Source organism: Vibrio sp. 1978 (assembly GCF_033344345.1).
This window is the reverse complement of sequence record NZ_JAWPOP010000004.1, coordinates 284472-306144: the sequence shown is the minus strand read 5'-3', so window position 1 is coordinate 306144 and position 21673 is coordinate 284472. Positions and strand designations below refer to the sequence as shown.

Annotated in this window: 18 protein-coding genes; 11 read left to right on the top strand and 7 right to left on the bottom strand. The window is 44.7% G+C overall.

All coding sequences use genetic code 11. From position 1 onward, the window contains the following. The first annotated feature begins 28 nt into the window (after positions 1–28). From R8N49_RS06580 to R8N49_RS06550, 7 genes are all read left to right on the top strand, one after another. Positions 29–1513: an aldehyde dehydrogenase gene (locus tag R8N49_RS06580; protein WP_025766733.1), complete on the top strand. Its 1485-nt coding sequence runs from the start codon at positions 29–31 to the stop codon at positions 1511–1513. Between the two features lie 37 nt (positions 1514–1550). Continuing rightward, positions 1551–2828, top strand: coding sequence for an NAD(P)/FAD-dependent oxidoreductase (locus R8N49_RS06575; protein WP_258489146.1), 1278 nt, complete (start codon positions 1551–1553; stop codon positions 2826–2828). A 17-nt stretch (positions 2829–2845) separates the two neighbouring features. After that, on the top strand, positions 2846–3712 hold the full coding sequence (gene aguB, locus R8N49_RS06570) for an N-carbamoylputrescine amidase (protein WP_017820918.1): 867 nt from the start codon (positions 2846–2848) through the stop codon (positions 3710–3712). 12 nt (positions 3713–3724) lie between these two features. Then, on the top strand, positions 3725–4807 hold the full coding sequence (aguA, locus tag R8N49_RS06565; protein WP_258489147.1) for an agmatine deiminase: 1083 nt from the start codon (positions 3725–3727) through the stop codon (positions 4805–4807). Between the two features lie 54 nt (positions 4808–4861). Then, on the top strand, positions 4862–6289 hold the full coding sequence (locus R8N49_RS06560) for an NAD-dependent succinate-semialdehyde dehydrogenase (protein WP_258489148.1): 1428 nt from the start codon (positions 4862–4864) through the stop codon (positions 6287–6289). 14 nt (positions 6290–6303) lie between these two features. After that, positions 6304–7575, top strand: a complete 1272-nt coding sequence (gabT, locus tag R8N49_RS06555) for a 4-aminobutyrate--2-oxoglutarate transaminase (RefSeq protein WP_025766730.1) — start codon at positions 6304–6306, stop codon at positions 7573–7575. 519 nt (positions 7576–8094) lie between these two features. Further along, a complete protein-coding gene (locus R8N49_RS06550; protein WP_080276911.1) occupies positions 8095–9417 on the top strand; it encodes an EAL domain-containing protein in 1323 nt (440 codons plus the stop codon). A 43-nt stretch (positions 9418–9460) separates the two neighbouring features. Here the strand turns inward: R8N49_RS06550 and R8N49_RS06545 are convergent, their stop codons facing one another. Continuing rightward, entirely contained in the window at positions 9461–10345 is an 885-nt protein-coding gene (locus tag R8N49_RS06545) for a DMT family transporter (protein WP_025766728.1), read from the bottom strand. Positions 10346–10455: 110 nt separating this feature from the next. On the opposite strand from R8N49_RS06545, the gene R8N49_RS06540 reads away from it, so the two are divergent. The 4 genes from R8N49_RS06540 (at position 10456) to R8N49_RS06525 (ending at position 12383) form a co-directional block, all read left to right on the top strand. Further along, positions 10456–10938 carry a MarR family winged helix-turn-helix transcriptional regulator gene (locus R8N49_RS06540; RefSeq protein ID WP_005377802.1) on the top strand — a complete coding sequence of 161 codons (483 nt, stop codon included), beginning with the start codon at positions 10456–10458 and terminating at the stop codon, positions 10936–10938. A gap of 23 nt (positions 10939–10961) precedes the next feature. Continuing rightward, positions 10962–11315, top strand: coding sequence for an MmcQ/YjbR family DNA-binding protein (locus R8N49_RS06535; RefSeq protein WP_017633985.1), 354 nt, complete (start codon positions 10962–10964; stop codon positions 11313–11315). A 119-nt stretch (positions 11316–11434) separates the two neighbouring features. Then, on the top strand, positions 11435–11869 hold the full coding sequence (locus tag R8N49_RS06530; RefSeq protein WP_005377800.1) for a DUF962 domain-containing protein: 435 nt from the start codon (positions 11435–11437) through the stop codon (positions 11867–11869). 202 nt (positions 11870–12071) lie between these two features. Continuing rightward, complete coding sequence (locus tag R8N49_RS06525; protein ID WP_005377799.1) at positions 12072–12383, top strand: hypothetical protein; 312 nt, start codon at positions 12072–12074, stop codon at positions 12381–12383. A 146-nt stretch (positions 12384–12529) separates the two neighbouring features. On the opposite strand, the gene R8N49_RS06520 is transcribed toward R8N49_RS06525, so the two are convergent. The 6 genes from R8N49_RS06520 to pilW all read right to left on the bottom strand — a co-directional run bounded on the left by R8N49_RS06520 (position 12530) and on the right by pilW (position 21520). Next, positions 12530–13621 (bottom strand): hypothetical protein, encoded by a 1092-nt coding sequence (locus R8N49_RS06520; RefSeq protein ID WP_025766727.1) that lies wholly within the window; start codon positions 13619–13621, stop codon positions 12530–12532. A 1-nt stretch (position 13622) separates the two neighbouring features. Further along, the gene (locus R8N49_RS06515; protein ID WP_025766726.1) at positions 13623–14099 is read right to left on the bottom strand and encodes a hypothetical protein; all 477 of its coding nucleotides are present in this window, start codon (positions 14097–14099) and stop codon (positions 13623–13625) included. A 9-nt stretch (positions 14100–14108) separates the two neighbouring features. Beyond that, positions 14109–17285 (bottom strand): response regulator, encoded by a 3177-nt coding sequence (locus tag R8N49_RS06510; protein WP_318189899.1) that lies wholly within the window; start codon positions 17283–17285, stop codon positions 14109–14111. 156 nt (positions 17286–17441) lie between these two features. Beyond that, positions 17442–19598, bottom strand: coding sequence for a GGDEF domain-containing phosphodiesterase (locus R8N49_RS06505; protein WP_186584304.1), 2157 nt, complete (start codon positions 19596–19598; stop codon positions 17442–17444). Next, positions 19598–20527 (bottom strand): phosphate/phosphite/phosphonate ABC transporter substrate-binding protein, encoded by a 930-nt coding sequence (locus tag R8N49_RS06500; protein WP_186584303.1) that lies wholly within the window; start codon positions 20525–20527, stop codon positions 19598–19600. The genes R8N49_RS06505 and R8N49_RS06500 overlap by 1 nt, the downstream gene beginning before the upstream one ends. A gap of 267 nt (positions 20528–20794) precedes the next feature. Next, complete coding sequence (gene pilW, locus R8N49_RS06495; RefSeq protein ID WP_017820928.1) at positions 20795–21520, bottom strand: type IV pilus biogenesis/stability protein PilW; 726 nt, start codon at positions 21518–21520, stop codon at positions 20795–20797. Between the last annotated feature and the right edge of the window lie 153 nt (positions 21521–21673).

Here is a 21673-nt window from a genome sequence, read left to right as displayed (position 1 = left end):
TTGCCTTGTGTGATCACAAGGAGAGCGTATGAAAACCCAAGAGCAATGGATTGAACTAAAAAACAATCTAAACATCGAAAACAGGGCGTACATTAACGGTGAATACAGTGCCGCTTTAACAGGGCAAACCATCCCGGTAGTTAACCCAGCAACAGATGAGATATTCACCGAAATCGCCCGTTGCCAAAATGAAGATGTTGATCTCGCGGTTTCATACGCTCGCCAAGCATTTCAATCCGGTCAGTGGAGCGAGAGCAGCCCAGCTCATCGCAAAGCAGTGCTTAAACAGTTTGCTGACTTGATTGATCAAAACCAAGAAGAATTGGCTCTGCTAGAAACGCTTGATACCGGTAAGCCTATTTCTCACAGCTTCTCTACCGATATTCCTGGTGCGGCGAGTGCATTACGCTGGTACGCAGAAGCAATCGACAAAGTATACGGCGAAGTTGCCCCAACCGAAAAAGATGTACACGCTTTTATTTCTCATCAACCAATTGGTGTGGTTGCTGCGGTTGTACCGTGGAACTTCCCACTTTGGCTTGCGTGCTGGAAGCTTGGCCCTGCTTTAGCGGCTGGTAATAGCGTGATTCTAAAACCGTCAGAAAAATCTTCTCTCACCGCGATATTCCTAGGTCAACTTGCTTCTCAAGCGGGCTTACCAACAGGCGTTTTCCAAGTCGTTACGGGTTTTGGTCATGAAGCTGGCGACGCGCTGGCGAAACACCAAGACGTAGACTGCATCGCCTTCACAGGCTCGACGCGCATTGCAGGTCAACTGATGGTCAGATCGGGTGAGAGCAACCTAAAGCGTGTGTTTGCAGAAGCGGGCGGCAAGAACGCGAACATCGTGTTTGAAGATTGTGATGATTTAGACCGCGCAGCAGCAGACACCGCCGCAGGGTGTTTCTACAACCAAGGTGAGGTGTGCGTCGCGGCAACCCGCCTGCTTGTTCACGAAAGCATCAAAGATCAGTTTATAGAAAAAGTTATTCAAGCGTCGAAAGCGTTCACGCCAAAAGACCCAATGGACCCAAGTTCATCCATGGGTGCACTCATCGACCAAGATCATAAATCAAAAGTATTGGAATACATCTCTTTAGGTGAATCAGAAGGTGCAAACGTACGTTGTGGCGGTGATGTCGATGGGCAGGGCGCATTTGTTTCCCCAACCATTTTAGACAACGTCGACAACAAGATGCGTGTCGCCAAAGAGGAAATTTTTGGTCCGGTGCTGTGTGTCATTCCATTCAAAGATGAAGCGCAAGCAATTGAGATCGCTAACGATTCGAAGTACGGCTTAGGTGCTGCACTTTGGAGCAGCAATATCAACCGCGTTCATCGCGTAGCAAAACGACTGCAAGCCGGCTCGGTTTGGGTCAACAACTACAACGAAGGTGATATGACGGTCCCATTTGGCGGATTCAAAATGAGCGGAAATGGTCGAGACAAGTCTCTCCACGCGATTGCAAAATTCACCGAAACCAAAACCACTTGGATTCGCCTCCATCCTTAAGCCTGCTGACGATTACGATAAATAAAGGAATAGTTCTATGAACAAGCATACGGATTCGTTCTACGCGCACTCTGTGCCAAACATGCCGGAATACCCACAGTTGCAAAACGACATCGAGTGCGATGTGTGTGTAGTCGGTGCGGGATTTTCTGGTCTTTCTTCTGCACTACACCTAGCGGAAAAAGGTTTTAAAGTTGTTGTGTTAGAGAGCGCAAAAGTGGGCTTTGGAGCAACTGGTCGTAACGGTGGCCAAATCGTTAACAGCTACAGCCGAGATGTTGACGTGATTGAAAGCCGTTACGACCAAAACCAAGCCAAAGCTCTGTGCGATATGATTTTTGAAGGCGGCGATATCATCCGTGGCCTGATTGACAAATACGACATCAACTGTGATTACAAGCAAGGTGGCTTGTTCACGGCACTGAACAGTAAACAACTCAAAGGGCTAGAAGAACATAAGAAGAACTGGGAGCGTTACGGCAACGACCAACTGACTCTGCTTGATGCAGGAGAGGTAGAACAAGCGGTAGGTACGAAAGTGTACACTGGCGGTTTGCTGGATATGCGCGGTGGTCACATTCACCCGCTTAAACTGGCATTAGGTGAAGCCGCCGCGTTCGTATCTCTAGGTGGTCAAATCTTTGAGCAGTCGGCGGTCGTGTCGATTGACAAAGGGATTAACCCAGTAGTTAAAACGGCGCAAGGCAGCGTGAAGAGCAAGTACGTGGTTTTGGCAGGTAACGCCTACCTTGGTGGTTTGGCACCAAACATCAGCAACAAAGCGATCCCGTGCGGCACACAAGTGGTGGCGACTCAGCCTTTGAGTGATGAGCAGCTAAAACAAGTGCTGACCAGTGACTACTGCGTTGAAGACTGTAACTACTTGCTTGACTACTTCCGCTTAACCGCCGACAAGCGTTTGTTATTCGGAGGTGGCGTGGTTTACGGCGCACGTGACCCAGAAAACATTGAAGCACTGATCCGTCCGAAGATGGAGAAAGTCTTCCCACAATTGAAAGGCATCAAGATTGATTACACCTGGACGGGTAACTTCTTGCTGACTTACTCACGCATGCCGCAATTTGGCTCGTTTGCAGACAACATTTACTACCTACAAGGCTACAGCGGTCACGGTGTAACGTGTACTCACCTAGCAGGCAAGTTGCTGGCTGAAACCTTGACTGGACACGCAGAACGCTTTGACGCGTTTGCCGCTCTGAAACATTACTCCTTCCCGGGTGGCCGCCACTTCCAAATTCCGTTTACGGCAATGGGCGCGGCTTACTACAACCTACGTGACAAACTGGCGATTTAAGAGATAAGGAATATCCAATGAGCAAAGTAGTGAAATTTGCAGCCCTTCAACTGACGAAAAGCTGGGATCTGGAAGATAACTTAGCCAAAGCAAAAAATGCGATTCGTGAAGCAGCACAAAACGGTGCGAACGTGATTCTTCCTCAAGAGCTGTTCGCCGCACCTTACTTCTGCAAAAAACAAGAAGCGAAGTATTTCGAGCTTGCAGAAGAAACGGAGAATTGTCGTCTTATTAAAGAGATGAGTGCGTTGGCTAAAGAGCTCGGCGTGGTGATTCCTGTCAGCTACTTTGAAAAAGCGGGCAATACGTTTTTTAACTCGCTAGTAATGATAGATGCCGATGGCACGGTACTAGATAACTACCGCAAGTCACACATTCCTGACGGCCCGGGCTACAGCGAGAAGTACTACTTTAGCCCTGGCGATACTGGTTTCAAAGTGTGGCAAACCAAGTTCGGTAAGTTCGGTGCTGGCATTTGCTGGGACCAATGGTTTCCAGAGCTTGCACGCAGCTTGGCTCTGCACGGCGCGGAAGCGATTTTTTACCCAACTGCAATCGGTTCTGAGCCTCAAGATCCGACACTGGATTCACGTGACCACTGGCAACGTACAATGCAAGGTCACTCGGCAGCAAACCTCGTTCCAGTGATTGCGTCAAACCGAGTGGGCACTGAAGTCGATGATGGTATCGAGACGACGTTCTACGGCTCTTCTTTTATCACTGACCACACTGGTGCAAAAATTGCCGAAGCACCGCGTCAAGGTGAAACCATCATTTACGCAGAAATCGACCTAGCTACGACAGCGAAAGCGCGTCACGCGTGGGGCTTGTTCCGCGACCGTCGTCCAGACCTTTACACCAGCGTTGGCAAACTAGCCGTTTAAAGAGGCGTTAAAATGAAGTTATCGACAACACCAGCGCAAGATGGCTTCTATTTTCCGGCTGAGTTTCAGCCGGTTAGTGAAGTTTGGCTAGCGTGGCCAGAAAGGAAAGACAATTGGCGTGATGACGCATTACCCGCGCAAGAAACCTTCGCCAGAATCGCGAACTTAATCTCGGAAGTGACCAAAGTGTGTGTGGCGGTGTGCTCGCACAACTTTGACCGAGCGCGTCAAATGCTTCACTCAGATGTACGTTTGGTGGAAATCCCATTTAACGATGCGTGGATGCGAGACATCGGGCCGACCGTGCTTGTTAACCAAGCGGGCGAGCGCCGTGGGATTAGTTGGCAATTCAACGCGTGGGGCGGCGAATACAACGGCCTTTACGACAACTGGCAGCAGGACGATCTTGTCGCTGGTTCGGTGTGCGACATCATCGGTATTGATCATTACCGCGCACCGTTTGTACTTGAAGGTGGGGCGATTCACACCGATGGTGAAGGCACCCTTTACACCACAGAAGAGTGCTTACTTAGTCCGGGGCGAAATCCACAGTTGAGCAAAGCGCAAATTGAAGAGCAGTTAAAGGCGTATCTCGGTATCGAAAAAGTCATTTGGTTGCCAAATGGTTTATTCAATGACGAAACAGACGGCCATGTTGACAACCTAATGCACGTGATCGCACCGGGTAAGGTGGTACTGAGTTGGACCGATGACTCAAGTGACCCGCAATACGCGTTATCTCGTCAAGCAGAGCAAGTGCTGAAATCGCAGCAAGATGCGAAAGGACGCGAGATTGAAATTGTCCGTTTGCCATTACCGGGTCCGTTGCATTACAGCGAGCGCGAAGCCAATGGCATTGACGCCAGTTCAGGAATGAGTCGACAAGCTGGCGAACGCCTAAGTGCCTCTTATGCGAACTTTCTTATCGTCAACGAGCATGTGTTCTTGCCGATGCTGGACGAAGAGACCGACGCTATGGCGATCGATATTTTGCAAAACGCGATGCCGGAATACCAAATCATCGCGATACCGTCGAGAGAGGTTCTACTCGGCGGAGGGAACATTCACTGTATTACGCAGCAGATCCCTGCTTAAACATAAACTCGCCGCTGGCTTAGCGGCGATGATGAGTTGTCAAAAGGAATGACCATGCAACAGATACAAAACCAAAGCCTTGTTTCGTTTATGGTAGCGAATCCACAACAGGGCATTGCAGTGACTAATCCGGCGACCGGAGAACTCCTCGGGTACGCACCAGTCTCAACCGAAAACGACATTTTAAATGGCATTGAAAGTGCCAGTGTGGCGCAGAAAGAGTGGGCGGCACTGCCAGCAAAAATGCGTGCTGGCATGCTCAATCGTTGGTTCCAACTCCTGTTAGAAAACAAAGCCGACCTTGGCCGTTTGATGACGTTAGAGCAAGGTAAGCCGCTAGCGGAAGCTCAAGGTGAAGTGCTTTACGGTGCGAGCTTTATCGAATGGTTTGCTGAAGAAGCGAAACGTACCTACGGTGAGACGATTCCTGCCCCAAGTGCTGACAAGCGTTTGGTGACCATCAAACAGCCGATTGGTGTCGCCTGTGCGATTACACCGTGGAACTTCCCAATTGCGATGATCACGCGCAAAGCAGGTCCAGCTTTAGCGGCAGGCTGTAGCTTTGTCGTAAAACCATCTGAATCTACGCCGCTGTCTGCGTTTGCGGTCGCTGAGCTTGCCTATCAAGCGGGTATCCCACGCGATGTGCTGCAAGTGGTATTGGGGGAAAACTCCCGTCAGGTCGGTGCTATCTTCACTTCGCATCCGTTGATTCGCAAGTTGTCTTTCACTGGCTCTACTCAAGTCGGTAGCGTGCTGATGCAGCAAAGCGCGGCTGACATCAAACGTACCTCAATGGAGCTCGGTGGCAACGCGCCATTTATCGTATTCGATGATGCGGATATTGATGCAGCTGTGGCAGGCGCGATGGCGTCGAAATTCCGTAACGCAGGTCAAACGTGTGTTTGTGCGAACCGTTTCTATGTACACAGCAAAGTGTATGACGAATTCGTTGCTAAGTTTGACGCTGCGGTTCAGCAGCTCAAAGTTGGTAACGGATTGGAAGAGGGGGTCAACATTGGTCCAGTGATCAGCGAGTCAGCGAAGCAAGGCATTCAGACGCTTATTGATGGTGCTATCGAGCAAGGCGCGAAGCCGGTTTCAGAGCTTAAAAAGCTCGATGGTCTATTTATGCAGCCAGTGGTTCTCAAAGACGTTACTCACGACATGAAGATTGTTTCCGAGGAAATCTTTGGCCCTGTCGCGCCAGTGATTCGTTTTGACAGCGACGAACAGCTAGTCGAAATGGCGAACGACACCATCTACGGTCTCGCGTCGTACTTCTACAGCCAAAACATTCACCGTGTTTGGAAAATCGCAGAAGCGCTCGAATACGGCATGGTCGGCATTAACGAAGGTATGATCTCTACTGAAGTGGCTCCTTTCGGTGGTGTTAAGCAGTCCGGTATCGGACGTGAAGGTGCAAAACAAGGTATCGATGAATACATGGACGTGAAATATCTCTGCTTTGGCGGCAACTAATTAAGGACAAAACAATGACAAACCAACAACTACACGAAAGAAGAAGCCAAGTTATCGCTCAAGGTATGGGCGCACTGTACCCACTTTACGTCGAGAAAGCAGAAAACGCTTACGTATGGGATATTGAAGGCAATAAATACATCGACTTTGCAGCGGGCATCGCGGTAACTAACACCGGGCATTCTCACAAGCGCATTAGCGAAGCGGTAAAAGCTCAGCTGGACAATTTCTCACACACGTGTGCGATGGTTACGCCATACGCGTCATTCGTAGAGCTGGCTGAAAAGCTGACAGAACTTGCACCGGGTGAGACTAAGAAGAAAGCGATCTTTCTAACCACTGGCGCCGAGGCGGTCGAAAACGCAGTGAAAGTAGCGCGCGCTCATACTGGTCGTAGCGGCGTGATAGCGTTCAAAGGCGGCTTTCACGGTCGCACAAATATGACGATGGGGTTAACCGGTAAAGTAGCGCCGTACAAAGCAGGTTTTGGTCCTTTCCCGAATGAAATCTACCACGCGCCGTACCCAAATGCGTTCCACGGCATCAGCATTGAGCAAAGCTTACAAGCGATCGACGACCTATTTGCGTGCGATATTGAACCTTCACGCGTTGCGGCGATCATCTTCGAGCCAGTACAAGGCGAGGGCGGCTTCTACAAAGCACCTGAAGCGTTTGCACAAGGCTTGCGTCAGCTGTGTGATAAGCACGGTATTATGCTGATTGCCGATGAAATCCAAACGGGTTTTGCTCGTACCGGTAAAATGTTTGCAACAGAATACCTAGGCATTGAACCTGACCTAATGACAATGGCGAAAGGCATTGCTGGTGGTTTCCCAATCTCAGCGGTAGTTGGGAAAGCGGATGTGATGGATTCTGCACTACCTGGTGGTTTAGGTGGCACTTATGCGGGCTCGCCACTTGGCTGTGTTGCTGGTCTTGAAGTACTGAAAATTATCGAAGAAGAAGACTTGTGTGCTAAAGCAATGGGTATCGGTGAAGTGGTCAATGCTCGTATGACAAAACTGCAACAGTCAGTGCCTGCTATCGGTGAAATCCGTACTACAGGTGCGATGATGGCGATTGAATTTACTGATCCTGAAACGGGTGAGCCGCTACAAGAGATGACCAAAGCGGTGATTTCTAAAGCGCAAGAAAATGGTCTGATTTTGCTTTCTTGTGGGGTAAAAGCGAACGTGATTCGCTTGTTGCCGCCGCTAACCATTGAGCCTGAAGTGCTTAGTGAAGGTTTAGATAAGTTGGAAAAAGTGATTCTTGAAGTGGCGTAATTCACGCGCTTTTAAATAGCAATAACAAATCAAGGAAGCGGTTGGTATCAATCGTTTCCTTTTTGTTTTTTAGCGTATCTGCTGCCTATCTAAAAAGTATTGCTCAAGCTCCAAGTCGTCACTTTTATTACGGATGACTTAACAATTGGGCTCGTTCTTACTTTCCACTTAGTCGCTACTTTGTTCTCCTCGAATGTGGTTTGGTGCTCACATTCTAAATCCCGACATCTGAAAGCCACTTGAGTCTATAATTTTATTGAGCGTCATTCCTCACTTTTTGGACTATAAAAATGAGATAGTATTCATATCCCACTTAGGTTGCTTGACAGATTAGCAGGACGAACTTTGATAACAAAGAATACAAGGTATGCCATTTTACTCGGCTTAGTTCCCATCGCCATATTTGTAGTGGCCTTTCATTCGATAACCAACTTTTACGTCAACTCGGTAAAAGCGTCGAAAATAGATGCTTACGTAGATTATTTAAATCAAAGGTCTGCCTATTTGGACGGAGCAATAGTGAAGCAGATTGCTCAGTTAGATTTTACTTGTAGTGATAGTGATGTAAGAACTTTACGCGACCCACGTTTTTATAACCGTTACATTCGTTTTATTGCGATGACCACAGAAGGCGGAAAAACGTGTTCCACGGTTGGTAGTGAAGTGTCTCGCCCATCTAGTAGTGAACGATTTCAGATGGATGAAAACTTTTTCGCATCACTTATTTTGCCGCAACAGAATGACCAAATAGAGTGGATGGTCATTTATGATAATGAACACGTTGAAGTCTTCTGGGTACTTGATAACAGTTGGGTTAACGAGGTAATAAAAACGCCTTGCAAAGACTGCCTATTTGTAGAGTTTAAGTATGATGAACCAATATTTGGTGATTTAACGATAAGCCGTGGCAAAGCGAATATTGCAGGAGAAGAAAACGCACTGTCAAAAGAGTTTTTCTTTTCAGGAGATTCTCAAGCCAACATGCTCATAAAGATATACAGCGGTGAAAAACTTAAACATTATGCTCAGGAAAGAGTACTTTTGTGGGGCGGTCTTGTAAGTGTGCTTGCTGGTCTTGTGACTGCCTTTGCATACATATCTGGTAAAAGCTTGAGAAAATCCATTACAGGTCTAATTGAAAATGGGATTAGTAATACAGAATTTATTCCTTACTACCAGGCGATTGTCGATAGTCGCGATGGTAAGACAGTAGGATATGAAGCTCTGATTCGATGGTCGCGACGTGATGGAATGGTGCCACCAAATATGTTTATTGGTGCTGCAGAAGAAAGTGGCCTGATTATCCCGATGACCAATCAGCTCATTCGTAAAATCATACAAGACTTAAGTGACTTGCCCGAGCATACGTGGGTCAGCATCAATATTGTTTCCTCCCATTTAGAGTCAGGCGTATTAACGAAGTTGCTGTCGGAGTTAAATTGGCCAATCTCGAATAGAATTCATTTTGAGTTGACCGAGAGAATACCAGTAAAAGACACTGAGGCCGCGAAAAAAGAGATTTTGTATTTAACGAATAAAGGCTACAAGTTCAAAATTGACGATTTTGGTACCGGATATGGTGGCTTTTCTTACCTACAAGATTTGGGCATCCGGTGTGTAAAAGTGGATAAGATGTTCATTGATCCAATAGGATCTGACGATCAAAAGTTGAAAGTGCTGGACTCAATTGTGTCTGCAGCGAACAAAGCGGAATGTGAGATGATTGCAGAAGGTGTAGAGAGCCAGGCTCAAGTCGAATATCTGGCTCAGCATGCGATTTACCTTATTCAAGGTTATGTTTACGCTAAACCAGAGCCCCTGACTAACCTTGCAAGCGCTTAACAGCCATAACGTCATAACATCCCGCTTTAAAGGTGCCAGTTTCCTAGGTTAGCGCGGCTCTTTTCGTTTTGATTGACGTAATGAGCTGAGGTAGTAATGACATTACGATCATTCCTAGCATTAAGCTGTATTGCAGAGGAGTGAACGTTTCCCCCAATAGCAGTAGGCCCGAAACAATGCCTGCGACTGGGTTTGCAATACCACCAAAGGTAAAATCTACGACCGACATCCGCTGTAATAACCATACATACATGCCATACCCTAATGCGGTGTTCAGAATAATTACCCAAAGTAACCCTAGAATATTCGTCATGGATACGTCCTGAACGACAGTAACATATGGCTCTGGATTGTTTATCGCCAGCACACTTGTTGCGATAGACATAATCACGCCACCCAAAATGAGCTGCCATGTTAACACTGTCCACCAGTGCATTTTTGTACCTAGTGACTTTGTTACGCTACTTCCTATCACGATGCACATAATGGCGGAGATCATCGCAAGTAATCCCACGGGGTCGAGAGAAATAGAGCTAGGATCAAATAAGAACCAAGCTAAAGCAATCAAAGTTGCGCCGCTTATAGCTTGGATGCCACTAGGCTGGCGTTTGTAGACCGCCCAACCAAACAGCATCGCAAAAACGGGGACCGAAACCATACCAACACCAGAGATGGCAGAAGGAAGCGTCAACGCCATGACAAAAATGAGACCAAAGAAGCAAGCGATGTTGATGGTTCCTAAAACAAGCAGCACCTTCCACTCACTTCTTTTCGGAAACGACGGCTTTATTGCCAGCAACAAAAGACCCGCAGGCAGTGCCCTTAGAGCGCCAAGTAAAACGGGAGGCCAATCCGGTAGAGTAAACTGAGTAACAGCGTAAGTCGTCCCCCAAAAAAAGGCAGGAATCATCGCAAGTAAAATGTTCATGTTAAATATCTTTATGTAGAGATAATTAAATGTAACGATATCGGTAAGGTGGCTTTTTGTAAAGTATCTTTATGTTAAAATAAAAAATATATGATGTTTGGAGAGAAATAATGGATGCAATTGATAGAGTGGTAGAGCAGTGGGCTAGGGAGAAGCCAGACCTCGACACTGAACCGATGGCAATAATGGGTCGACTAATGCGAATTGCAAAACACATGGAATCTAGGGTCGCCGAGCTACATAAGAAGTACGATCTGAAAATGGGTGAATTTGATGTGTTAGCGACACTGCGTCGAGCTGGTTCACCATATTGTCTTACTCCCTCAGCGTTAATAGAGTCGATGATGCTCACTTCGGGTGCGATGACTAATCGCTTAGATAAACTAGAGAAGAAAGGGTTTATCACCAGAACCCATAGTAAAGAAGACCGACGTAGCGTCACCGTTGAACTAACAGGGCAAGGCTTAACCTTAATTGACAAGCTAATTTTGGAGCATGTAGACGTTCAGCAATCGTTATTGCATGGTTTAGAAGGCAATGAAAAAGAGCAGGTTAACCAGGCGTTAAAATTGCTATTGCCACAATTTGAATGAGAACGCAGAAGGAGGCAGGGGATATGAAAAGCAAAGAACTAGAACAATACTTAAGTACCTTCATGTGTGCAGAAAGCGATTTCCCATTTGGGCCTGAAGCGCTTGTATACAAAATCAAAGGCAAGATGTTTGCCATCATTGCAGAGAGAAACGGTCGGGAGTATGTCAGCGTAAAAGTAAAACCAGAAGATGGAGAAGTCTTAACGTCGCAGTTTACGGATATTATCCCGGGTTATCACTTAAATAAGCGTCATTGGATAACGGTTTATTTTAACGGTGATGTCGAGGATGGGTTGATTCAAGACTTGTGTGAACGCTCTTATGCTCTTGTCGTTGCCAAGCTGCCGAAAGCACAACGAGCGTTGCTTGGTGAGTAATCGGCAACGCACTGGCCTCTGTTGTTTTGTCGCTCGTTGCTCGTAGCCTTTACGGAAAAATTCGCACCTTTTTCATCCTCGGGCTATATAAGAATAAGAAGGTGGAAAAGGGGAATGATATGCGAGCATTATCTGAATGGCTAAAAGAATACGGGGAGAGTCACCAAAACCCTATCAACCAAAAGATTCACACAATCGCAGTTCCAGGTATTTACCTTTCTGTGGTTGGACTTATTTGGTCGATTCCCCAGATTTCATTATTAGGCTTCGAACTTAATTGGGTTTGGGTAGCGGTGATCCCCACTTGGGTTTTCTATTTTCGTTTGTCTCTGAGCGTATTCATGATGATGATCGGCTACACATTAGCGTGCATTGGCCTTATTTGGTCTCTAGAGGTATTGATGTTGCCCGTTCTGCATATTTCTATGCTCTTGTTTGGTGTATTGTGGATATTGCAATTTATCGGTCACAAGATTGAAGGTAAAAAACCGTCGTTTTTTGAGGATTTACAGTTTCTACTCATCGGCCCGATTTGGGTGTTCAGAAAACACTAGCGATAAGCAAAATCACGCATCATCCGAATTACACAAGACATATAACGTTCAGAGATTATGTAGCTCTTACTACAGAATACCTCACCTTCTTATTGCCACGACAAGCATTCACTTTAGATACGCACTATGATTAAAGAGGTGCCAACGCACTTTACGCTATCGAGATACTTAAACTTACGGCAAGTTTACTTTAGGGGGATGAATGTACGACCGACAATATAAATATGCCTATTGGAGAGAAGAGCGTAAAAAAGGCAAATGGCACTATATATTAAAGTCCTTCTTTATGATTTGTTGTGCATTACTGCTTGGTAAAGTCATCGGTTTGTTCATTTTTGGAGAGCTGCATTCTTTAAGCGACATTTGGGAACAACTCCCTGCGGATGTTTTTATTATGATGCTCGTGGGCTTCCCAATTAGTGTCCTTGGTTGGTACCACGAAGAGTCAAAGTTTTTCCGGGCACTGCGACGCAAAGAAAAGCGGTTAAAAGGCAATCAAAACAAACCGAAATAGAGTAACCTTTGTCTCTGTTTGGATTGCCACTTACCTATCTGATCGATTCTATCCCTTCCAGTCGTTTAGCGTTTAGTTACGTGTTGCAAAAAGCCTTCTTAATACAACAGCCCCCAGTGTTGTGGAAATTGGTACTGTAAGAAACATTAAAAAACGAAGTTGAGCATTAGCGTATAAAGGCTCGCACTGTCATCCTTTGGGGCTGATGAAAACGCGCCAGAGCTATTATTGTAGGCGTTGAACCTTTGCCATTCTGCATTCAGGGAAACGTTGTAATCTAGGTCATATCTCAACCCGAGTAAGAAACTGTCTCCACTTTTTTTATCCCGACTATTAAACTGCTGACCGTAAACAATATAAGGAGTCAGCTTGTTTACATTATAACTTGTTGTCGCGTACCAAGATGAGGAAAGATTGCTGGTCTGTCCTTCTGCCATAATCACAATGTTATCGAGCTCGTATCTTAACCCTAGAGAGAACAGATCGATCGTGTTGTTTTTTTCTGTTTCAACTAGACGGTCAATGATTGTGGTTCCGCCACCGGGAGTGGACTGCTCAATGTTAGAGAGCGTCGTTGTTTGATCATAATCGCCGTGGAGGTAGGAAAAATTCCAACGATAACTCTCTCCGCTTAGCGTTAAGTTCATCCCTGCAGTGTTGTTTGACTCAATTTCCAATTCAGTACGTTCATTGATGGTTACGTCACTATTGTCTTTAAACCCGACAAACGGCATGGCGGTAAGTACGACTTGCTCATTGAGGTCATGAATCCAGCGTGCAGATAGGCCGTTATAAGCCGTGATACCTAGAATGCTGTCATATACCTCATTCGGTGGGCGGGCTTGGGTAAAAGCGTGGCCGACATAGTTGTACTCAGACATCAAAAACAGTGGCAGTCTTAAGCGTCCTCCTCGTATTTCTATGTTTTGATAGGTATAAGCCAAATACGCCCACTCGAGCTGAGGCGAGCTCCAATGGTCTTGCGGGCGCTTTACGACTTGTGCGGATGCCCGAAATGCCTTGTGAAAATAATCGAGCTGCATGCCGAAAGTGGTATCGCAATCGAAACAAGATTCATCGCCAATAAAGCGGTTAACTAGTAACGTAGTTGGGTTATCGGATTTTGCCCACGAAGTAGAGCCAAAACCACTTAAAGAAAGTTGTTCTGTTAGTTCAATCGTGGCTGAGCTCGGAAAGGTCGCGATACTCAGCGATAACATGGTTAAATATTTTTTCATATCAATTCTCCGAGCTAACCACACATAAAACATGAGCATTACTAGGGACGCTCGATGTTGGGGCATAACCAATTCTATTCGGCTTCTCTTGCATCCATGCTATGAGGTCATCAATGCTGGAGCGTGCAATCACTTTTGGCGGTCTAGCTTTACCTGAAAAAGACAAGCTTGCCCAATGCGCGTTCATTTGCGCTAAATTTTTGTTGAGAAGATAACGATAGAACTCAGCTCTTTCTGTTGATGTCGCAGGCCAGTCAGAGAGTTCAATTCGCTGGCCTTGTAAAAGTTGCGTCTTCCCTCTGTACAACTTTCGCGCTTTATTGACAGTGAGCGGAGAGAATTCGTCATTAAATGAGAAAACGGCGTAGCTCTCTGCAGCGAGAGCTTGGCAATTTAATGAAAGAAGGACAATCAGAATAAACAGATAGCGTTTTATGTAACGCAAAGGAAAAGCAACGCGAGAATGATTTCTACTCATAGAATCCACCTACATTGCTTGTTCAATTTGATACAACAGTTTTTCTTTGCGCACAGGCTTTGGTACGTAGGCATCCATTCCTGAATCAAAGCAGCGTTGAATGTCATCATCTACGACGCTTGCTGTTAATGCGATAATGGGCGTCTTAGCTAATCCTTTACTCGCTTCATAAGCTCTAATTTGCCTAGAAGCTTCAAACCCATCCATTATGGGCATCATGCAATCCATCAAAATAACATCAAACTTTCCATCTTTTTGGAACATCTCGACTGCAATTTGTCCGTTTTCAGCGACTTCGAATTGATAGCCTGCTTTAGATAGCAATAGAGAAGCCACTTTCTGGTTCACTCTATTGTCTTCGACAAGCAAGATACGTTCGGAGCGAATAGGCGTTACCGTTGCTTCTGGTTGCTCAGAACTTGCAGGTAGTTCATGAGTTTTATCGGGGGTGGTGTTCTCTTGGTGTGGTTCAGCAGGCGTCGTGTTGGAAACACGTAACCCAATTGCCTTATCTAACTTCTCTTTAAGCAACCCTGCTTTAAACGGTTTGGGCACATAGTCATCCATTCCAACGTCAAAGCATTTTTGTATATCGTCATCGACCACACTTGCCGTTAGAGCAATAATCGGAATTCTGAAAGCGCGTTTTTCTTTTACTTCTATTTGACGAATTATTTGGGTGGCTTCAAATCCATCCATTACGGGCATCATGCAGTCCATTAAAATTAGGCTGTATTGATTCTGTTGAAATTTCTCAACCGCTTCTTGTCCGTTTACAGCGACATCAAAGTCGAAGCCAGCTTTTGTGACGTGTAGCCCCGCGATTTTTTGATTGACCGTATTGTCATCAACGACCAAAATTTTCGGCAGAGATTTAACATGTTGCGCTGAAGTGCTCTCTTGTTGTGCGTGCGAGAAATTTGCCGCACAACTTTCAAGTGCTTTAATTAAGCGCTGCCCTAGTAGTGGCTGAGTGACCAAGGCGCTGATACTGTTTCTAAAGTCGAATTGTGGGCTATGAAGGTGCTTGATAAGGCAGACACGAATGTTTCGTTTACAAAGGCTTTCTATCTCATCGATATGCATCGCCGCTGCATTTGGTGATGCTTCTACATGAATAACGATAACGCGCTCGTTATCAATCCACGTTGGCAACGCACTTAAGGTATCTACTGACTGCGTTATATTGATGTTGAAAAAACTTAACTCGTTACGCAGTTTTTGTTCTAGTTGAGTACTGCTGCATACAATCCATATATCGTTGTGATTCAGAGCGTGATAAGCGTTAAACTCTTGCGTCACAACAGGAGCAGTTAGTTCAAAGAAGAAGCGACTGCCTTTACCTTTCTCGGATTCAAGTTGAATTTCTCCACCCATTAGCTCAACTAATTGCGTGCTAATGGCAAGCCCAAGTCCAGTTCCCCCAAATTGTCGGGTAGTAGAGTTATCCTCTTGGGCAAATGGAGCAAATATTTTCTTTTGCTGCTGGGCATCAATACCAATCCCAGAATCTTTAACGGAAAACTCGATGACCGCTTCACCATTTTTTATTTCGCGGGTGATGACCGATAGCTCAACACTGCCTTGTTCGGTAAATTTTACCGCGTTAGACATGAAGTTCATGACAACTTGGCGTATACGATGGTCATCCAACATTACGTGGTAAGGCGTGTTACGGCTAATGTTGACTTGCACATCGATGCCTTTTTCCTTTGCTTTCGGTGAAATGATAGAAGCAATGTCATAGATAGACTCTCGAACACAAGTTGAATGTGGGCTAATGAGCAACATCCCAGATTCAATTTTTGAGAAGTCTAGAACGTCATTAATTAAACTCAAAAGCAGTTGGGAGGAGGTTTCAATCGTGTCGACGTAATCGCGTTGTGTGGCAGTCAGGGAAGTATCGGATAAGACTTCAGAGATACCAATAACGCCATTTAGCGGCGTGCGGATCTCGTGGGACATGTTGGCCAAAAAGCTACTTTTGGCTTTACTCGCCTTAATTGCATCATCTTTTGCTTGTTCTGCATCTTCTTTAGCTTGTGTGAGCTTTAGTCTGGACAACATCCGCTCATCACTAAGCTTTTTTACCTCTCGAGCAAACTTACTCAGCTCGTCTTTACCCTTTATTAGTTGAGCAAGAGGTGAATTTTCAGTGTTACTTTGTTCATTGCTTTCGTTACTGAGAAATTTGAGGACTAGATTCAAGTTTCCAGTAACTTTTCGCACCAATCTTAGCGTTAAACTTACGACCAACAGCGTTAAAAGGCTCATCATTGCGATAAAGGTAAAGCGGTGCTGTGTCGTCGTGTTGATTGTCTTTGATATATCATCACTCAGCTGTTGTTCCATTTTGTCGTCAACACTTTGTAATAACGATAAGCGTTTGTTGAGTGCAGATAACCCCGCATCAATCTCATCCGGGGTTAATGATTTGAGTTGAGCTGGTTGCAATAAATAAGCACGAAACTCTTGGCTTTTGATAAAGACTTCACCCGTAAACGTCTCAATGAGCAGATCTACTTGTTGTTGATTGGCATTTAGCGTCACAAAACGCTCTAGAAATAGTTGTTGGTTCTGGATTAAAGATTGGATAGAAGCCTGTGTTGTGAGGTCGTACTCGTTATTTTCCTCTGAAGATCGAATCAAATATTCGCTTAATCTATGCTCTTCAGTGGACCAAAACATCAACCATTCAAGTTGCATCAAAGAAGAAAGGTGAGTGTTTGTTTCATAACTCACATTTCTAAAATAGACTTTGTCTAAGCTCATGAGGATTTCTTTGAACGTATCAGCGCGCCACTCTGCCGCATCTAACTTTTCTTCTTGATTTTGCGAAGAGAGCATCGAGAGGGTTGCTTCCTCAAAGCTTGTCAACTGGTTTAGTATCTCAGCGTTTTCACCGAATACTGGTGCAGCGGTGTCGCGTAACAATTGAGATATCTGCTGAGTTTTTAGTTGCTTATCTATTACATCAGGGTTATTCGGTAGGTGATAAAGCGAAGATACGCGGTCTATGTAGACAGAGAATAACTGTGCTTTTTGTAGTTCCTGAGCCTGGATAGAAAGGCTTTGTACATGTTTACCCGCGAGGACAAGCAACAATAAAATTGGCAGCAAAACCAACCCAAATAGCTTTTGTTTTACCGACAGGTTGTTCCAAGGAAAGGTTCCTACCACGCGCATTTCCATATCCAAGAAGTTGATATGAAAAGTGTAGTTTATTTATCTCAGATGTTAGATTTTAAGAGAAAATTCATATTAATGAGGTGGGGGAAGTGTGACCGATATTGCATTACGAGTACTAACGCGCTAAGCGGCAATAGTTAACAAAACGGCGTTCTAAGCAAAGTGATTGACGTTTTGAGCGCCACTCCCTCGTTGGTATTCAAATGCAATCAATTCCTCGGCAGGTACAGGTCTACCTAAGAAAAAACCTTGTACGATGTCACAGTGGAGAGACTCCATTCGTGTGAGTTGAGTTTGAGTTTCTACGCCTTCGGCTACTACTTTCATTCTTAGGTTGTGAGCCATGGATACAATCGCGCGAACTAATGAATCGTCTTGATCGCTTTTTCGGATTTGAGCGATAAATGAACGATCAATCTTGAGCCCGTCAAAAGCCATATGTTGTAGGTAGGCAAGGGCTGAATACCCCGTACCAAAGTCATCTAGCCAAACTTCCACTCCGATACTTTGTAGTTTTTTAAGCACATATTGAGCTTTCTCTGTATCATCAATAAAAAGTGACTCTGTCACTTCAACATGAATGGTTTGAGGGGCGACATCATGTCGTCGTAAATACTTAGAAAATAATTGACTTAAATCTTGGCGATAGATTTGTCTTGGGGACAAGTTTAGTGCGATGTGAAAATCAGTACCGAAATGTTCTGCCCACATTGCCCGCTGAGCAACTGCCGTCTCAATGATATGTTCTCCAAGCTCCAATATTAAATCACTTTGTTCTGCGATCGGGATAAACGATTCTGGACTGATATAACCTTTCTCGGGATGATTCCACCTAACCAATGCTTCGACCCCAATTAGGCGATAGGTTTTTAGATCAAATTGTGGTTGATACCACAGCTCGAATTGAGACAAGTCACGTACTGAACGACGCAGTTCTCGTTCTATGTATAAACGTTGTTTAATCGTTTCATCAAACGTGGAATCGTATATCGTCATAATGTCTTTACCGCGTCTTTTAGATTCCTGCGCCGCAAGAGAGGAAAGCTGTAAAAGAGACTCAGCGTTTGAACCAAATTCTGGATACACGGCAATTCCGAGGCTTGCCGTAATTTGAATATCGTTCTCTTCCAAACTAAAGGGAGAGAGTAGTTGGCGATGAATATCGTTCGCTTTTTCTCTAGCTTCATGATTGTCCGAGCACGGAAAGGCCAGTACAAATTCATCCGCACCTACTCGACTTACGATGGTAGAAAGGCGGTAAAGCGGCTTAAAATAACTCGGCAAACGGCCTTGAAGCTCTGAGGCAAGATGGCCTAGCAATTTATCCCCAATGTTATGTCCATAGTTATCGTTAATGTGCTTAAAGTCATCCAAGTCAATAAACACAACCGCGAGTGAGGGGGATTTGTGGTCAGTTATTTGCGTTTGAATATCAATGAGTAACTTTTCTCGGTTTGGCAGGGAAGTCAGAATATCGTGGTATGCCATGAACTCAACTCGGCTGGTGTATCGGTTCACTTTGTTTGACATTTTGTTGTACGCTGAAATAAGTTCTCCCACTTCATCTTTGCTTTGTATGTCGGTGACTGGCAGCGCTTGGGTATTTGACTCTGAAAATTGATCTTTTAGTTGCTTGAGTGGCTTAGTTAACGACCGCCCCAAAGCATAAGCGATGATGCTACCGAATAGAACGGATATCCCACTGATCGTTAGCAGCAAGTTAAACATCTTCTGTTTATCGTTTGAGGTAATCGCTTGGACTTGTTCAATGTTCTGTTCTTTCTCTTCCAGTAGGTGTATCAAGTTAAGCTCAAGATACACCGCCCCAAGAGTAATGTTTGATTGCTGAATCGGCGCTGCGATCTCCAACTGATGCTTGGAAAAGGAAACGAGAGTTCTAGATTCTTCTATTGCTTTCAAAATAAAAGGAGAGCGGTAATGAGGTTGGGCAAACATCCTTAGCTGAGTAGTGCCGTCGTGAAAGATTAGCCCTTCATTGTCAACAACATGTATTTTCGAGACATCTGGCTGGCTCAATGTTGCCTTAATTTGCTCATACGCTTGACTGATATTGTCTGTATAGAGTGGATCAAAAAGCTGTTTTGATAATAGCTCTGCATAAACCAACCCTTTTTGCTTAACGTAAGATTCTGTTTTTTCTTGAGAGTTGTTCGTGATTTGTTGAGTTAAGCTATTTGAATACGCATCGTAACCGTGCATGTATAACGCAAGATTTATCACCACAACAAACAAGACAACGAACATTGTCGAGCAAATGTATTTGGTTTCGAGTGAGAGCTTTTGAAACATCAATCCACCTTCGGTAATAAGTGAACTGACTTGCGCACTGTACTTAAGGAGGCTCGCATTTCTGGAGTAAGCGCGCTGAATTTTTTGGTGTTCTGAAACTTTTTAAGTGCGAGAGAGCCTTCGTGAGTTGTATCCATATCAAGCAGTATGGACGTGATTTTACGCTGTTGCTCTAGGCTCATGCTTGGAGAAGCGAGAATTAAATCCCTGGGTATTTCAACAGAACGAGAAAAAATCGCTAGTTTGTCTTTCATGTTTTCTGGCAAATCTTTGGGATTGTTCCAGTTGAAGTTACTGAATGCTCCTGCTGCAACTCTCTGTTTATATACCCATACAGATAGGTTGATTTCATTTGACTGAGCGAGTTGCTCATCAAGGAATAAATAACCAATACTGTCTTTGGCCGGTTTGTCATCAGGAGAGGGAAGGTATTGCAGTTTTTCTCCGTGATTCAGCAATGTAATCGCAGGTAGGTAATAGCTGCTGGTAGACGTGCGCTTTTCGAAAACAAGCGTTTTTCCGCGCAGGTCAGAAAGTGACTCAATGCCACTCTCTTTATTAGTAAAGAACACCGTATGATATTTTTGCAGGCCTTTTTTCCATCGTATAGCAAGAACTTGGCTATTAGACTCCTTTTCTAAGGTCATCGCATTAAAGGGGGTCGCCGTTGCAATTTGAACGGTGCCATTTTCAAGCGCAACCGCGAGCTGACGATAATTTTTAAATACCTTTACCACCCCTTTTGCGTAACCATATTCAGTCATATTTTCAGTTACATACTGAGTAAGGGGCGTCGCTTTTTTGATTTTGCTTTGGGCTTTATTGGACACAATGCCAAATGTGAATGTTTTCTCAATATTTTCTTGTGCACTGACAACAAAAGGTGAACTCAGCAAAGTGAGTAATAACAGAGTGCAGGCAGGTTTCATCCGGCTTCAACTTCCTTCTGGTGCATGTCAGTAATATTTAGTATTTATCAATGTGCCGAAATCAATCTTAAAAACAGTATGATGTACAAATTTCGTTGTGTGCGCACTTTTTATAATGTGACTTGGTCACTTATTCCGTTCAAATAGTACCGAATTTGACGTTTATGTACAGGATGAATGTATCACCGTGAGTCTGAATTCACTGGATTCTTGGTCAAGCGCTGTATTGGCTGTGAGCTAATGCGCCTTATGTATCGCTATTTTGTACTAAGAAAATTTTTCCAATTGTTTTTGATACTTTTTCTCGAGAGCTTCATTGCCTGCTGCACGTTCAAGTTGAATCATGAGTTGCAAAGAGGGCTTCTTCACGCCATACATTTGATTGAATCTCATTAATCGAATTCTAGCTTCAGTATAATCACCGCTATCAATTTCTATTTTAGCGAGTTGCAAAATCGATTTTGGTCTATGAGGGTCATGATCGATAGCTCTAGTAAAGTAGTATCTCGCTTTGTCTTTATCTTGTGATTTTAGCGCACAAAAAGCTGCATTCTCATAGCTTGCTGGAATAAGGTAGTAATAAGGCTGCTCAATGGCTCGATTAAACATCTGATCGGCTTTTTCGAAGTCACCTCGCTTGCAAAGAAAAGTACCGTAGTTATTGAGCACATTTCCGTTTTTAGTGTGTTGGCGTAGAGAGCGTTTATACATCTGTTCGGCTTTAATATCTTCACCAACCGTTTCGTAGTAGTGAGCCATAGATAATTGCGCGCGATAGTATTGAGGTGCGTGGTTTAAGGCTTGTTGTAAGTTATCATGCGCGCGAATCATGTTACCGCCGTCTAAATAACCTAAGCCAAGTGCGATACGTGATTCTGCCATTGCCACAGGATCGGCTTTAACGACAGGGCTTCCATCTTCTTTCACCGTCACGCAACCCACGAGTGCAAACTGAGACAATAATATTAGTGCACCGAGCTTTGCTGTTTTCATTCTTTATCCCTACATCCCTGAATCTTTCTGCATGATATGAATTACTTAGCAAAAACCTATTGAGGAAAAAACACTATGCGATCAGGTTTGCAAACTGTTATGAAAAAGCCGCCATATGGCGGCTTGGTTCACATATTACATTTCGGTAATGAT

What these genes read in the sequence shown, in the direction of transcription:
- R8N49_RS06580 (WP_025766733.1), top strand. Translation starts at nt 29, where the DNA reads ATGAAAACCCAAGAGCAATGGATTGAACTAAAAAACAATCTAAACATC.
- R8N49_RS06575 (WP_258489146.1), top strand. Translation starts at nt 1,551, where the DNA reads ATGAACAAGCATACGGATTCGTTCTACGCGCACTCTGTGCCAAACATG.
- aguB (WP_017820918.1), top strand. Translation starts at nt 2,846, where the DNA reads ATGAGCAAAGTAGTGAAATTTGCAGCCCTTCAACTGACGAAAAGCTGG.
- aguA (WP_258489147.1), top strand. Translation starts at nt 3,725, where the DNA reads ATGAAGTTATCGACAACACCAGCGCAAGATGGCTTCTATTTTCCGGCT.
- R8N49_RS06560 (WP_258489148.1), top strand. Translation starts at nt 4,862, where the DNA reads ATGCAACAGATACAAAACCAAAGCCTTGTTTCGTTTATGGTAGCGAAT.
- gabT (WP_025766730.1), top strand. Translation starts at nt 6,304, where the DNA reads ATGACAAACCAACAACTACACGAAAGAAGAAGCCAAGTTATCGCTCAA.
- R8N49_RS06545 (WP_025766728.1), bottom strand. Translation starts at nt 10,345, where the DNA reads ATGAACATTTTACTTGCGATGATTCCTGCCTTTTTTTGGGGGACGACT.
- R8N49_RS06540 (WP_005377802.1), top strand. Translation starts at nt 10,456, where the DNA reads ATGGATGCAATTGATAGAGTGGTAGAGCAGTGGGCTAGGGAGAAGCCA.
- R8N49_RS06535 (WP_017633985.1), top strand. Translation starts at nt 10,962, where the DNA reads ATGAAAAGCAAAGAACTAGAACAATACTTAAGTACCTTCATGTGTGCA.
- R8N49_RS06530 (WP_005377800.1), top strand. Translation starts at nt 11,435, where the DNA reads ATGCGAGCATTATCTGAATGGCTAAAAGAATACGGGGAGAGTCACCAA.
- R8N49_RS06525 (WP_005377799.1), top strand. Translation starts at nt 12,072, where the DNA reads ATGTACGACCGACAATATAAATATGCCTATTGGAGAGAAGAGCGTAAA.
- R8N49_RS06520 (WP_025766727.1), bottom strand. Translation starts at nt 13,621, where the DNA reads ATGAAAAAATATTTAACCATGTTATCGCTGAGTATCGCGACCTTTCCG.
- R8N49_RS06515 (WP_025766726.1), bottom strand. Translation starts at nt 14,099, where the DNA reads ATGAGTAGAAATCATTCTCGCGTTGCTTTTCCTTTGCGTTACATAAAA.
- R8N49_RS06510 (WP_318189899.1), bottom strand. Translation starts at nt 17,285, where the DNA reads ATGCGCGTGGTAGGAACCTTTCCTTGGAACAACCTGTCGGTAAAACAA.
- R8N49_RS06505 (WP_186584304.1), bottom strand. Translation starts at nt 19,598, where the DNA reads ATGTTTCAAAAGCTCTCACTCGAAACCAAATACATTTGCTCGACAATG.
- R8N49_RS06500 (WP_186584303.1), bottom strand. Translation starts at nt 20,527, where the DNA reads ATGAAACCTGCCTGCACTCTGTTATTACTCACTTTGCTGAGTTCACCT.
- pilW (WP_017820928.1), bottom strand. Translation starts at nt 21,520, where the DNA reads ATGAAAACAGCAAAGCTCGGTGCACTAATATTATTGTCTCAGTTTGCA.